Here is a 13,347-nt window from a genome sequence, read left to right on the forward strand (position 1 = left end):
GGGACATTACCGGCAGGCAACGTGCACACTTGCTGGTTGAACAGGCGCCGCTGCTTTGGCGGCGGGACGGAGCAGGAGAGCGGACAGCGTGGCTGGATCGACGAAGACGAAGAAGAACGACGCCGGGGCGAACGGCGCCGGTCGTCGACGGTTGGTGATCGTCGAGTCGCCCGCCAAGGCCCGCAAGATCGCGTCCTACCTCGGTCCGGGCTACGTCGTGGAGTCCTCGGTCGGGCACATCCGGGACCTGCCGTCGAAGGCCGACGACGTCCCGGCCAAGTACAAGGGCGAACCGTGGGCGAAGCTCGGCGTGGACGTCGACCACGACTTCGAGCCGCTCTACGTCGTCTCCGCGGACAAGAAGTCCAAGGTCACCGAGCTGAAGAGCCTGCTCAAGGACGTCGACGAGCTGTTCCTCGCCACCGACCCCGACCGCGAGGGCGAGGCCATCGCCTGGCACCTGCTGGAGACCCTCAAGCCGAAGGTCCCGGTGCGCCGGATGGTCTTCCACGAGGTGACCGAGCAGGCCGTCCGCGAGGCCGCCGAGGACACCCGCGAGCTGGACGGCGACCTCGTCGACGCGCAGGAGACCCGCCGCATCCTGGACCGGCTCTACGGCTACGAGGTATCGCCGGTGCTGTGGAAGAAGGTCATGCCGCGGCTGTCGGCGGGCCGGGTGCAGTCGGTGGCGACGCGGCTGGTCGTCGAGCGCGAGCGGGAGCGCATCAAGTTCACCTCGGCCTCGTACTGGGACATCTCCGCCACGATGGACGCCGGCGAGGACGCGACCCCGCGCCAGTTCCCGGCGCGGCTGGTGTCGGTCGACGGCGCGCGCCTGGCCACCGGCAAGGACTTCGACGCCTCCGGGCAGCTCAAGGCGAACTCCCAGGACGTCCGGGTGCTCGAGGAAGCGGCGGCGCGGGCGCTGGCCCAGGGTCTGCAGCAGCGCGACTTCAAGGTCACCAGCGTCGAGGAGAAGCCGTACACGCGGCGGCCGTACGCGCCGTTCATGACCTCCACGCTGCAGCAGGAGGCCGGCCGCAAGCTGCGCTTCAACGCCGAGACGACGATGCAGATCGCGCAGCGGCTGTACCAGAACGGGTACATCACCTACATGCGTACCGACTCCACGACGCTGTCGGAGTCGGCGCTCGCCGCGGCCAGCAGCCAGGCGACCGAGCTGTACGGCAAGGACTACGTCTCGCCGACGCCGCGGCAGTACACCCGCAAGGTCAAGAACGCGCAGGAGGCCCACGAGGCGATCCGGCCCGCCGGTGAGGTGTTCCGGACGCCGGGCCAGGTCGCGGCCGTGCTGCAGGCCGACGAGTTCCGGCTGTACGAGCTGATCTGGCAGCGCACGATCGCCTCGCAGATGGCCGACGCCAAGGGCACCACCATGTCGGTGCGCATCACCGGCACCGCGAGCACCGGCGAGGAGTGCGTGTTCGCCTCGTCCGGCCGCACCATCACCTTCGCCGGCTTCCTCAAGGCCTACGTCGAGGCGGTGGACGCCGACTCCGGCGCCGAGGCCGACGACAAGCAGAGCCGCCTGCCGCAGCTGGTCAAGGACCAGGCGCTGACCGCGACCGAGCTGTCCCCGGACGGCCACGCGACCACGCCGCCGGCCCGCTACAACGAGCCCAGCCTGGTCAGCAAGCTGGAGGAACTGGGCATCGGCCGCCCGTCGACGTACGCGTCGATCATCAAGACCATCCAGGACCGCGGCTACGTCTGGAAGAAGGGCTCCGCGCTGGTCCCGTCGTGGGTCGCCTTCGCCGTGGTGGGGCTGCTGGAACGGCACTTCGAGCGGCTGGTCGACTACGACTTCACCGCGGCCATGGAGGACGAGCTCGACCGCATCGCGGCCGGGAACGAGCAGCGCACCCGCTGGCTGTCGCGGTTCTACTTCGGCGGCGAGCAGGGCGTGGACGGCTCGGTGGGCCGCCTGGGCGGGCTGAAGAAGCTGGTCAGCGGCGGCGTCGAGGACATCGACCCGCGCGAGATCAACTCCATCCCGATGTTCGAGGACAACGACGGCCGCACGGTGCACGTGCGGGTCGGCCGCTACGGCCCGTACCTGGAGCGCGAGGTGGACGGCAAGCCGCAGCGCGCGAACCTGCCCGAGGACCTGCCGCCGGACGAGCTGACCGTGGAGATCGCGGAGCGGCTGTTCGCGACACCGCAGGAGGGCCGTGAGCTGGGCGTCGACCCGGTCACGAACCACCGGATCGTGGCCAAGGAGGGCCGGTTCGGACCGTACGTCACCGAGGTGCTCGAGGAGCCCGAGGAAGCCGAGGGCGCCAAGAAGAGCAAGGCGAAGAAGCCGAAGCCGCGCACCGGTTCGCTGTTCCAGTCGATGTCGATCGAGACGGTGACGCTGGAGGACGCGCTCAAGCTGCTGTCGCTGCCGCGCGTGGTGGGCAAGGACCCGGAGTCGGGTGAGGAGATCACCGCGCAGAACGGGCGCTACGGGCCGTACCTGAAGAAGGGCACCGACTCGCGGTCGCTGTCCAGCGAGGACCAGATCTTCTCGATCACGCTGGACGAGGCGCTGAAGATCTACGCCGAGCCGAAGCAGCGCGGCCGACGCGGGGCCGCGAAGCCGCCGCTGAAGGAGCTGGGCGAGGACCCGGTGTCCAAGAAGCCGATGGTGGTCAAGGACGGCCGGTTCGGGCCGTACGTGACCGACGGGGAGTACAACGCGACCCTGCGCAAGGGCGACAGCATCGAGGGGCTGACCCCGGAGCGGGCGTCCGAGCTGCTCGCCGAGAAGCGGGCGAAGGGTCCGGCACCGAAGAAGAAGGCGCCGGCGCGCAAGGCCCCGGCGAAGAAGGCGGCCGCCAAGAAGTAGGCCTCGAACAGCAGTTCGAGCAAAACTGTCGTACCCCGGGGGCACACTGCCCCCGTGACGACGATCGACGAACTGCTGACCGAGGCCGCCCGGCCGGTGCTGGACACCGTGCCGGAGCGGGCCAGCACCTGGGACCTGTACGCGCCGTTCGCGACGGACGACGACGTCGAGCGGATCCGGTACCCGCTCAGTCGCTCGGCCGATCCGGCCGACCTGGTGGCCGAGGTCGAGGAGCACAACGCGTGGATGGCGCAGCTGCGGGACTCGCCGTTCGTCGAGGGCGGCGACCTGACCGACGACGCGATGCGGGCGTTCGCGCTGATGCTGCGCGGCCCGATCCGGATGGTGCTCACCGGCGTGCACAGCGGGCTGGACGGGCCGCTGGACGTGCGGGTCTACGCCGACACGGCGGCCGGGGTGCTGTGGAGCTGGCGTCCGGACACCACGCAGGTCGGCGGGTGGGGCTTCCGCGAGCTGCGCACCCTGTTCGACCAGGTGGTCGGGTTCGTGCCCGAGCAGCGCCGGGGCCGGTTCGAGTCGGTGATGCTGCAGGCCGGTCCCGCCGGTGAGCTGACCGGCCGGGACGCCGCGCAGGCGGAGCGCGTGCGGCAGTTCCTGCGGCGGCCGCGCACCGGCACCACCCTGGTCGACCTGATGGCGTTCGACCGCCGCTGCGCGCAGTTCCCGCGGCTGGGTTACGTCGTGGTGGACAACGATCTGGGCAGGCACGTGCTGGCCACGGTCACCGAGCCGGGGGAGGGCACGCAGCTGTTCCTGGTTCCGTCCGACCGCGACCGGCTGGCGCAGTGGATGACCGACGCGGTCGAGGCGGCGATGACCTGTGCCTGATCCGGTTGCGCAGAGTGATCGAGGGGTTGCCCGGATGGGCGCGTGCGAGCCGCGAAAAGCCCACTACGCTGGGACGAGGTGTTTCCGAACGCACGGGAGTGGTCACCATGAGTCCGGCGAAGGACGACGGGCGCTTCGACGGGGACGGCACGCAGTCCGGCCTGCCGCCGCTGACGTTCAGCGACGCCGTCTCGGGGTCGGTCAACGACGCCGAGGGCTACCAGCCGTTGAAGGTGGCCAAGCCGGTCGAGCCGGACCCGGAGAAGGTCCGCGAGATGATCGAGGCGATGTCGGACAAGCCGGCCGCGCCGCCCGAGGTGCCGGTGGACGACACGCCACCCGCGGCTCCCGCCCAGGCGGTGCCGCCCGCGCCGGTGCTGGGCATCCTGCCCCGGCAGCGCACCTGGACCGGGCGCAAGAAGCTCGCCTCGTGGTCGCGGCCGTCGTTCCGCCTGCCGCGGCCGGGCCAGGGCGGCTCGGTCCGCCGGGCGAAGCCGTCCAGCGGGTCCACGGCGTTCCTGGTCGCGATCCTGCTGATGGTCGTGTTCGGCGTGCTCGCGATCCAGTTCCTGTCGAGTCTGATCGACACGCTCAGCGGCATCTTCGACTAGCCCACGACGGGACGATCCACCTATTCCGGACACCTATCGCCCACCAGGACGGGCGCTCTCAGACCGTCAGAGCTACCCTGGCCCCACGGTTGGGGGACACCGGTTTGCTGCGCCAGGGGTTCTCCAGCGCCACGGGAGTAAGTGGGGTGGGTCCGATCAGCGAGGTCGTGCACGTGGAACCCGGCGCAGGAGGTGAGGCGCCGGCAGGGCGTGACGCCTCGACGATCCACCGGGCCCGTCGGGTGCTGGCGATCCGGCCGTTCCGGCGGCTGTGGGGGGTCACCTACCTCTGCAGCGTCGCCGACTGGCTGACCATCCTCGGCCTGACCAGCCTCGCGACTCAGCTGACCCCGAACTACACCGCGCAGAACTTCGCCTTCACCGGCGTCCTGCTCTCCGCGCTGCTGCCCGGCCTGATCTTCGCCCCGCTGGGCGGCCTGCTCGCCGACCGCTTCGACCGGCGCAAGGTCATGTTCGTCGCGGACATCTTCCGCTGCGGTTTCCTGCTGTCGGTGGCGCTCGTCGGCACGTCCTGGTGGCTCTACGTCGCGAACTTCCTGGCCAGCGCGAGCGCGATGATGTGGATCCCGTCCAAGGAGGCGGCGGTCCCGAACCTGCTCAAGCGCCCGGACCAGGTGGAGACGGCCAACCAGCTCGGCCTGGTGATGACCTACGGGCTCGCCACGGTCACCGCGGGCGCTCTTTACGCCGTGGTGACGCGGATCGCGGCGTCGGTGGGCCTGCCGTCCGGGTTCTTCGGCGAACTGGGCGTCGCCAAGGTCATCGTCGTGCTCATCGCGCTGCTGTACCTGGCCAGCGCGATCCTGGTGCTGACCCGCATCCCGGAGCTGTCGGTCCGCAAGCCGCGGATGGCCGGGGTCTCGCACGAGCAGGCCGAGAAGGCCGCGAAGCCGGTCAAGGAGGCGGACAAGCCCGGCCTGGGCGAGCTGGTCAGGGACGCCGGCAAGTACGTGCGGAGCACCCCGCTCGTGCGCGGCCTGCTCATCGGCGCCGCGGGCGCGTTCGCCGCGGGTGGCGCGGTGGTCGGGTCGGCCAAGACGTACTCGACGAGCCTGAACGCCGGCGACTCCACGTGGGGCCTGCTGGTCGTGGCCGTCTTCATCGGGCTGGCCACCGGGATGGGCGGGACGCCCAAGCTGGCCCGGCGGCTGCCGCACGACCGGCTCTTCGGCATCTCGATCGTGCTCGCCGGCCTGGCGCTGATCCTGGTGGCGCTGTCCCCGCACCTGACCGTGTCGCTCCTCGCGGTGTCGCTCGTCGGCGCGTGTGCCGGGGCGGCGTTCCTGACCGGTGTCACGATCATCGGTTCCCAGGTGGACGACGCGATCCGCGGCCGGATCAACGCGATCTACCAGTCGATGATGAAGATCATCGTGTTCGGGTCGGTCGCGGTGGTGCCGCTGTTGATCGGCCTGACCAATGCGCGGACGATCACGGTGTGGGGCAACCCGATCATCATCGACGGCACCCGCCCGGTGATGCTCGGCGGCGGCGCGCTCGCCGCGATCGTCGGCATCGTCGCCTACCGGCAGATGGACTCGCGCCGGTCCGAACCGATCATGGCCGACCTGCGCAACGCCATCCGGCGCCGCCCGCGCCGGGTGAACGGGCTGCTCATCGCGCTGGAGGGCACGACCGCCGCGGACACCGCGGTGCAGGCTTCGAAACTCGCCGAGTGGCTGCGGTCGGTCAGCCCGCGCCCGGTGGTGCTGGCCGCGGATCCGGCGCTGGACGACGAGCGCCTGGCCACGATCATCGGCAACGCTTCGCTGTCCGGGGCGCGGGCGCAGGCGCTCGCGGCCGCCGCGGTGCGCGCCGACCTCGTGGAGCGCAACGTCAACCCCGCGCTGGACGGCGGTTCGATCGTGGTGATGGAACGCTTCGTCGACTCGCCGCTGGCGCACCTGTCCGCCGTCGCCGGGCTGGACGCGAAGGAACTCGAAGGCCTGGCCGACTGGGCCACCGGCCGCCTGCGGCCCGACGTGACCGTGCTGCTGGACGCCGACCCCGGCGCGAACGCGCCCGGGCCGATCTCGGTCGAGGACCAGTGGCGCGTGCAGAACCTGCTCAGCGAGATGGCCGCCGCCGACCCCGATCACTACGTCGTGGTGGACGCCGACGGGCCCGCGGACGAGGTCGGCGACCGGGTGCGCACCGCCGTCGCGGCCGTGCTCGCCCAGCGCAAGCTCGGACTGGCGCCGCTGGCCGAGGGTGAGGACAGGTGACCGCTGTCGTCGCGCCGGCCGGGGTGTGGGCCCAGCTGGTCGGCCAGGACCACGCCGTCGACGTGTTGTCCTCCGCCGCGCGCGCGGCCGCGCAGATCGTGGCCGGGGAACCCGCTCCGGCGGGGGCGATGACGCACGCCTGGCTGCTCACCGGTCCACCGGGGTCGGGCCGGTCGGTGGCCGCGCGCGCGTTCGCGGCGGCCCTGCAGTGCATCACCGGCACCGGCTGCGGCCAGTGTCCCGGCTGCCGCACCGCGATGCACGGCACCCACGCCGACGTGCGGCTGGTCATCCCGGAGGGGCTGTCGATCTCGGTCGCCGAGATGCGCGCGCTCGTCCAGGCCGCCGCACGGCGCCCGACCACGGGCCAGTGGCAGGTCGTGATCATCGAGGACGCCGACCGGTTGACCGAGGGCGCGTCGAACGCCCTGCTCAAGGCGGTCGAGGAGCCGCCGGAGCGGACGGTGTTCCTGCTGTGCGCGCCCTCGGACCACCCCGAGGACATCTCGGTCACCATCCGCTCGCGGTGCCGTCTGGTGACGCTGCGGACGCCGGCCGCGGAGGCGATCGCCCGGGTGCTGGCCGACCGGGACGGCGTCGACCCGGAGCTGGCCGAATGGGCGGCCTCGGTGTGCGGTGGTCACGTCGGCCGGGCCCGCCGCCTGGCCACGGACGACAACGCCCGCCAGCGCCGGGCCGCGGTGCTGCGGATTCCGCTGGGCCTGTCCCGGCCCGGTGACGTGTTCCGGTGCGCCGACGACCTGATCGCCGCGGCCGAAGCGGACGCGACGGAGGAGAGCAAGGTCCGCGACGAGGCCGAGAAGGCCGAGCTGCGCAACGCGATGGGCGGCGACGCGACCGGCAAGGGCGTCGCCGGTGCCAAGCGGGCCGCCGAAGCGGCGGTCAAGCAGCTGGAAAAGCGCCAGAAGTCGCGCGCGACCCGCACCCAGCGCGACACGCTGGACCTGGCGCTGGTCGACCTGGCCGGCTTCTACCGGGACGTGCTCGTGGCGATCAGCGGCGCGGACGCCCGGTACAACCACCCGGACCACGCCCAGGACATCGAACAGGCCGCCCGCCAGTGGACGGCCGAATCCACGTTGAAGCGCCTGGAAGCCGTGCTGGCCTGCCGCGAAGCGATCCTGTGGAACGTCAAGCCGCGGATCGCCGTGGAAGCGATGCTCACGGCCCTGCGCCACGGCTGAAAAAAGGGCGGTACCGGTTCCCCGGCACCGCCCCTTGTCATCGCCGAGACGTCAGTCCCGCGGGCGCGGCGACGGCTTCACCGGAACGGTCTTCATCCGCTTGCGGGCCGGGAACGCCGCCACGAGCACGACCCCGAGCAGCAGCATCGCGGTGCCGGTCCAGAACATCGGCACCGCCGAGTAGGCGCCGGCCGTGTAGGCGAGCTTCTGCGGCACACCCGGGGGAGCCGCATTGCCCGCCGGCGGCGGGGGCGTCGTGGTGCTCCCGCAGACGACACCGCCCTCGGGCGCGTACGCCCGCCCGATCTGCTCGCCAAGGGAGATCTGCGCCAGCGACGACGGCAGCGAGTCGCTGCCGGCCGGGAGCAGGTCCTTCAGCCCGGTCGTCGGCAGGATCTTCAGGTCGAGCATCCGGGCGGAGGCGCCCAGCTGGTAGCCCTGGAACGGCTCGGTGAGGTTCTGGCCCTTCTGGGTCAGCTCGGCGATGCTCAGTCGCAGGACGCCGAGGTCGAGCACCTTGCCCGCGGTGTCCGACACCGGCTGCAGGCCCTTCTGCGCGGTCGCGACCAGGCCACCGACCACCGGCAGGTCCTGCAGCGGGCCGAACTGCTGGGACAGGCCGGACAGCGGCAGCCCGATCGGGATGTCCTTCGTCGGGTTGGTCGCGTCGAGCGTGTAGAGCACCTTGCCCTGCCGCTCGATCGTGATCACCGGCGCCGTGTACTCGACCTTCGAGGTCTTCTCGTCACCGGTCGAGGTGACCTTGAGGGTCGGCTGGCTGACGACCTTCAGCGTCAGCTCCAGCGGGGTGCCCTTGAGGATCTCGATGTCGGCGGCCTGCAACGTCGAGATCGACTGGACCGCCTTGTTCGGCGACCCCGGGATGTCGACCAGCTGCACCACCGACCGCGAGGACAGCGTGTTGGGCAGGCTGAGCACGGCGTTCGTGCCGTCGGACCTGGTCTCGGCGCCGCCGCTGAGCAGGCCGCCGAGGGTCTGCAGGCCCTTGGCCGGGTCGAAGCCGTCGGCCAGCTGCACGTTCTGCAGGTCCAGGCCGTCGATCGGCAGGTTCGGCAGCGACGGGATGACGTTGAGCAGCGACAGGCTCGCGACGGAGGTGCTGGCGTCGGCGATCGTGCCGACGCACGGGCCGAGCGTCGGGCTGTAACGCGCGTGCACCTTGCCGTTCAGCAGACCCACGTTGAGCAGCGGGTTCTCCGACGCGTTGAGCCCGCCGGTGAGCGGCTGCTCGTTGTCCGGCAGCGCGGTCTGCACGAGGCTGCCCGGCGCCTGCGGCGCGTTGCCGCCCACCGCGAGCCCGAACGGGGACGACTGGGCGATCGCCTTCTCGTAGCTGAGCAGCGCCTCGGAGTTCGCCTGCGCGCTGGACAGGCCCATCCCGGCCTCGAGCGCGGACTGCTTCGGCAGCTGATCGCTGAAGCCGGGCAGGATCGTGCTGGTCGGGACCGAGTTCGGCAGCAGGCGCAGCACCGCGAGCGCGGCGGCCGCGTCGGCGACGGCGTGGCCGAGCGGCTGCGGGCCCTCCTGGCCGATGAACGGCGGCTGCCCCGGGTTGGCCGGCTGCGGGGTCGGGGTGGTGGGGATCGTGCTCTGCGCCACGGCGGGCGTGGCCGACAGGACGAGCACGGCCGCGGCGACCGGCAGCGCCAGCGCGCGAGGCATGCGTCGACGCATGTGGAAGGTCCTCCCAGTACGACGGGCCGATCCCGTGTGATCGGCGTCGCACAGCCTAACGACGCGGGGGGTGCTGAAGTGACGCGAAAGGGGTCGCTACACTAGTTCGTGTTGCCGCCTTAGCTCAGTCGGCCAGAGCGGCTCACTCGTAATGAGCAGGTCAGGGGTTCGATTCCCCTAGGCGGCTCCGGCAACGGTCGGGGGCTCTCCACTCGGAGGGCCCCCGATGTCGTTTCCGGCCTAGGCTCTCCGGCCATGGCCCGCCGCTCCGAGACGATCAGTCCGACCGCCCACTACACCGGTTACGTGTGGGTGCGGCACGGGCTCTCCGATCCCGCCTTCGCGACCGGCGAGGGCCGCGTGCTGCACCGGCTCCTGCGGCCGCTCATGGCGGTCAGCGGCGCGGTCGGCGGGCCGACCCTGGAGGGCTTCCTGCTGGCCCGGCACCGCCTGATCGACGACCTGCTCACCGACGCCATCGAGCGGCACGGGATCACGCAGGTCGTCGAGGTCGCGGCCGGATTGTCCGCCGGCGGCTGGCGCTTCACCCGGCGCCACCCCGCCCTGACCTACGTCGAGGCGGATCTGCCGGGCATGGCCGAGCGCAAACGCCGCACCCTGCGCCGCGCGAGTCCCGCCGGGCCCGGGCATCGCGTGGCCGAACTGGACGTCCTCGACGAGACGGCCCTGGACCGGCTGGTGGCCGGCCTCGACCCGGCGCGCGGGCTGGTGATCGTCACCGAGGGGCTGGTCAACTACTTCGACGAGGCGACCGTGCGGGCCATGTGGTCGCGCTTCGCGCGGGCGCTACGGCGGTTCGAGCGCGGCCGGTACCTGTCCGACCTGCACCTGGCGACCGCCGACTTCGCGGTGCGGGCGTTCGTCCAGGCGCTCTCGGCGTTCGTGCGGGGCCGCGTGCACCTGCACTTCGCCGATGAGACCGCGGCCCGCGAAGCGCTACTCACGGCTGGGTTCGGCCGGGCGGTGCTGCACCTCCCGGCGTCCACCGGGCTCGTCCGCGTCGTCGAGGCCGCGCCCTAGCAGCCGGTCGAGCAGCATCGCGCCGAACGCCAGCGCGACGAACAGCACCGCGATCACCAGGCAGTTCACCGCCACCCGCGGGTACCCGAGCGCGGTCACGTCGATGAACGGGTACGGGTAGAAGCCGTCGATCGCGCCCCGGACGAGCGTGAACGCCACCCACGCGAGCGGGTAGACCGCCGACCAGCCGATGATCCGCGAGGTGACCGCGCCGCGCGGCCCGAACAGCAACCAGCCGAGCACGCCCAGCAGCGGGGACACGGTGTGCAGCAACAGGTTCGCGACCCACGCCCACCCGGTGAGGTCCTGCAGCCCGGCCAGCACCAGGTGGAACACGATGCCGGTGACCGCGATCGCGAGCACCCCGTCCAGCCGCAGGGTCCGGAACACCGTGGACGTCCGATGTGGACGGATCGCCAGCAGCAGGCCGGTGAATCCCACGATCAGGTTGGACTGGATGGTGAAGTAGGCGAACACGTTCGCCATGCGGGCGGCGGCCGACTCGTAGCGCCCGCCCATCACGCCCGAGGTGACGAACAGCTGCATGACCACGCCAGCCAGCACCACCAGGGCGTGCAGTCCGAACCAGACACGGGCGATCCTCATCCCGGGACGGTAAACGCCCCGGCCACCGCCCGCACCCGAGCCACGCCGGGGGGCGTTTGGGACACCGGTCCTGACAGGTAGGCTGACCGTCCTCATCCGAGTCAGGAGGACATCGCAGTGGCCGTCACCCCGCCGGGGCAGCGCGAGCGGCTCTCCCCGAACCAGCTCGCCAAGCAGGAGCAGATCGTCGAAGCGGCGCGGCGGGTGCTCGCGCGGGACGGACTGGCCGGGTGCACGGCACGGGCGATCGCCGACGCGAGCCCGCTCACCAAGAGCGCCATCCACTACTACTTCACCGACATCGACGTGCTCGTCGACCGGGCGATGGCCGCGCACGTGACCGCCTTCCTGGACGAGCTGCGCGAGGTCGCCGGCCGGCACGCCGATCCGCGGGAGAAGCTGTGGGCCGTCCTCGAGTCCTACCTCGACAGCTTCGCCAAGGAGACCGAGTCGGCGTTCCTGTGGTTCGAGTACTGGATCGCGGTCAGCCGCGCCGACCACCCGGAGGCGATCGAGGCGATGCTGCGGTCGGTCACCGAGCTGCTCACCGAGCTGCTCGCCGGAGTCGGTGTCATCGACCCGCGGGCGCGGGCCCGGGCCCTGATGTCCTACCTGCTCGGCGCGGTGGTGCAGCAGCGTGTCCGGCGTCGTCCGTTCGCCACCCTCCGTGAGGAGATCGAGTCGCTCTGTCTGGCCTAAGGTTCCGGGTATGCCTCTGTTCTCCTTCGAGGGCGTGAGCCCCACCGTCCACCCGGACGCCTGGATCGCGCCCACCGCGACCCTGATCGGCGACATCGTCATCGAAAAGGACGTGTCGATCTGGTACGGCGCGGTGCTCCGGGCCGACTTCGGCAAGATCATCGTGCGCGAGGGCGCCAACATCCAGGACAACTCCGTGGTCCACGTCAACACCGGGGTGTGCGAGATCGGCCGCAACGTCACGGTCGGTCACATGTGCCTGGTGCACGACTGCACGGTCGGCGAGCAGGCGCTGATCGGCAACGGCTCCACCGTGCTCGACCAGTCGGTGATCGGCGAACGGGCGCTGATCGCCGCCGGTTCCACGGTCACCCCGGGCACGCAGGTGCCGCCGGAGGTCATCGCGATGGGCAGCCCGGCCAAGAAGTTCGTGCCGCTGACCGACTCCGCGCGGGGCTGGGTCGACCACAACGCGGCCATCTACCAGCAGCTGGCCCGGCGGCACGCGGACGGTGTCGCACCCGTCGACTAGTGCTCCGGCTGCGATCTCGCCGGCCGGAGTGGGCGGACTGATCAGCGTTGCGCTGCCGGCCAGGCAGCCAGCGCCAGTTCGGCCACCGCGGCCAGCTGGGGGGCGGTGGCGCCGTCCTGGGCTCGTTGCGACAGTCCCTGGAGGACGGTGGTGAAGTACTCGGCCAGGGCCCGGGGGCTGGCCTGGGCTGGCAGTTCCCCCGCCCGCTGCGCCTCCCGCAGCCGGGCCTCGAACCCGTCCACGTTCCGGTTGCGCGGATCGCGGGGAACGCGCGCACTTCGGTGTCCTCCGAAGTGACGTTGGTCCCCGCGCTCATGGCCAGGCAGCCGGCCGGGTGCGCGGGGTCCGGGTAGATGACCGCGGCCTCGCGCAGGATGCGCGCGAACGCCCCTTATGCGGTCGGCTCCTCGCGAAGCGCCGCACCCGCGAAGCCGCCGACCGGTGACCGGCCGTAGGCCTCCACGACCTCCTCGAACAGGGACTTCTTGTCCCCGAAGCCGGCGTACAGGCTCCCTGAGCGGATGCCCATCGCCTCGGTCGGATCGCCGATGGAAACGCCTTCATAGGAGCGCATCCGAACGGGCGGCGGCCGGGCCTTCGCCCTCCAGGCGCAGCTGGGCCGTCGCGGCGACGCCGCCGCCCTGTGGTCGGGATTCGACGCCCAGATCCACCGCCACGCACCCGAGCCGGTCGTCGACATCATCGTCAACAACGCCGGTATCGGACGCAGTGCGGACCTGGCGACACTGACCGAGGACGGTTTCGACGAGGTCTTCGCCGTGAACGTGCGAGCGCCGTTCTTCATCGTGCAGGAGGGAGTGAAGCGGCTGCGCGACGCCGGCCGGAGCATCAACATCTCCAGCGGCGCGGCCCACCTCGCCAAGGAGCTGGGCAGCCGGGGCATCACGGCGAACTCGGTCGCGCCCGGGATCATCGACACCGACGTCAACGCGGGGTGGCGCGGGGCAACCCGGAGGCCGAAGCCCACGCGGCTTCCCTGGCCGCGCTGGGC

Annotated in this window: 11 protein-coding genes, 1 tRNA gene and 1 pseudogene; 10 read left to right on the forward strand and 3 right to left on the reverse strand. The window is 71.5% G+C overall.

All coding sequences use genetic code 11. The annotated features are described in order from the left end of the window. Positions 1–88 precede the first annotated feature (88 nt). From topA to D0D28_RS07820, 5 genes are all read left to right on the forward strand, one after another. Entirely contained in the window at positions 89–2,851 is a 2,763-nt protein-coding gene (gene topA / locus D0D28_RS07800; RefSeq protein ID WP_116110203.1) for a type I DNA topoisomerase, read from the forward strand. A 54-nt stretch (positions 2,852–2,905) separates the two neighbouring features. Next, complete coding sequence (locus D0D28_RS07805; RefSeq protein WP_094005606.1) at positions 2,906–3,700, forward strand: hypothetical protein; 795 nt, start codon at positions 2,906–2,908, stop codon at positions 3,698–3,700. Positions 3,701–3,807: 107 nt separating this feature from the next. Continuing rightward, entirely contained in the window at positions 3,808–4,311 is a 504-nt protein-coding gene (locus D0D28_RS07810; protein ID WP_240323124.1) for a hypothetical protein, read from the forward strand. A 146-nt stretch (positions 4,312–4,457) separates the two neighbouring features. After that, positions 4,458–6,557, forward strand: a complete 2,100-nt coding sequence (locus tag D0D28_RS07815) for a bifunctional MFS transporter/dTMP kinase (RefSeq protein WP_116110205.1) — start codon at positions 4,458–4,460, stop codon at positions 6,555–6,557. Next, on the forward strand, positions 6,554–7,762 hold the full coding sequence (locus tag D0D28_RS07820; RefSeq protein ID WP_094005609.1) for a DNA polymerase III subunit delta': 1,209 nt from the start codon (positions 6,554–6,556) through the stop codon (positions 7,760–7,762). Before D0D28_RS07815 ends, D0D28_RS07820 begins: the two co-directional genes overlap by 4 nt. Before the next feature lie 51 nt (positions 7,763–7,813). Here the strand turns inward: D0D28_RS07820 and D0D28_RS07825 are convergent, their stop codons facing one another. Beyond that, positions 7,814–9,457: a hypothetical protein gene (locus tag D0D28_RS07825; protein ID WP_240323125.1), complete on the reverse strand. Its 1,644-nt coding sequence runs from the start codon at positions 9,455–9,457 to the stop codon at positions 7,814–7,816. Positions 9,458–9,570: 113 nt separating this feature from the next. Between D0D28_RS07825 and D0D28_RS07830 the strand changes: the two genes are divergently transcribed. Next, positions 9,571–9,644 (forward strand) — tRNA-Thr (locus D0D28_RS07830). Between the two features lie 68 nt (positions 9,645–9,712). Then, a complete protein-coding gene (locus tag D0D28_RS07835; protein WP_116110207.1) occupies positions 9,713–10,498 on the forward strand; it encodes a class I SAM-dependent methyltransferase in 786 nt (261 codons plus the stop codon). On the opposite strand, the gene D0D28_RS07840 is transcribed toward D0D28_RS07835, so the two are convergent. Further along, positions 10,415–11,104, reverse strand: coding sequence for a Pr6Pr family membrane protein (locus tag D0D28_RS07840; RefSeq protein WP_094005612.1), 690 nt, complete (start codon positions 11,102–11,104; stop codon positions 10,415–10,417). The two genes, D0D28_RS07835 and D0D28_RS07840, sit on opposite strands and share 84 nt — an antisense overlap. Positions 11,105–11,221: 117 nt before the next feature. On the opposite strand from D0D28_RS07840, the gene D0D28_RS07845 reads away from it, so the two are divergent. Next, positions 11,222–11,803, forward strand: coding sequence for a TetR/AcrR family transcriptional regulator (locus tag D0D28_RS07845; RefSeq protein WP_116110208.1), 582 nt, complete (start codon positions 11,222–11,224; stop codon positions 11,801–11,803). A 10-nt stretch (positions 11,804–11,813) separates the two neighbouring features. After that, complete coding sequence (locus D0D28_RS07850; RefSeq protein WP_094005614.1) at positions 11,814–12,335, forward strand: gamma carbonic anhydrase family protein; 522 nt, start codon at positions 11,814–11,816, stop codon at positions 12,333–12,335. Positions 12,336–12,376: 41 nt separating this feature from the next. Here the strand turns inward: D0D28_RS07850 and D0D28_RS36070 are convergent, their stop codons facing one another. Next, positions 12,377–12,577: a hypothetical protein gene (locus tag D0D28_RS36070; protein ID WP_205413204.1), complete on the reverse strand. Its 201-nt coding sequence runs from the start codon at positions 12,575–12,577 to the stop codon at positions 12,377–12,379. 399 nt (positions 12,578–12,976) lie between these two features. Here D0D28_RS36070 and D0D28_RS37585 point away from each other — a divergent pair. Continuing rightward, positions 12,977–13,150: pseudogene (locus tag D0D28_RS37585) on the forward strand (SDR family NAD(P)-dependent oxidoreductase); the annotation flags it as partial. Positions 13,151–13,347: the final 197 nt, after the last annotated feature.

Source organism: Amycolatopsis ruanii (genome assembly GCF_003385175.1).
Lineage (GTDB): Bacteria > Actinomycetota > Actinomycetes > Mycobacteriales > Pseudonocardiaceae > Amycolatopsis_E > Amycolatopsis_E thermalba.

Bases quoted from the DNA above. Each gene is read 5' to 3' on its own strand.
- D0D28_RS07840 (WP_094005612.1), bottom strand. From the start codon at position 11,104: ATGAGGATCGCCCGTGTCTGGTTCGGACTGCACGCCCTGGTGGTGCTG.
- D0D28_RS07810 (WP_240323124.1), top strand. From the start codon at position 3,808: ATGAGTCCGGCGAAGGACGACGGGCGCTTCGACGGGGACGGCACGCAG.
- D0D28_RS07825 (WP_240323125.1), bottom strand. From the start codon at position 9,457: ATGCGTCGACGCATGCCTCGCGCGCTGGCGCTGCCGGTCGCCGCGGCC.
- D0D28_RS07835 (WP_116110207.1), top strand. From the start codon at position 9,713: ATGGCCCGCCGCTCCGAGACGATCAGTCCGACCGCCCACTACACCGGT.
- D0D28_RS07850 (WP_094005614.1), top strand. From the start codon at position 11,814: ATGCCTCTGTTCTCCTTCGAGGGCGTGAGCCCCACCGTCCACCCGGAC.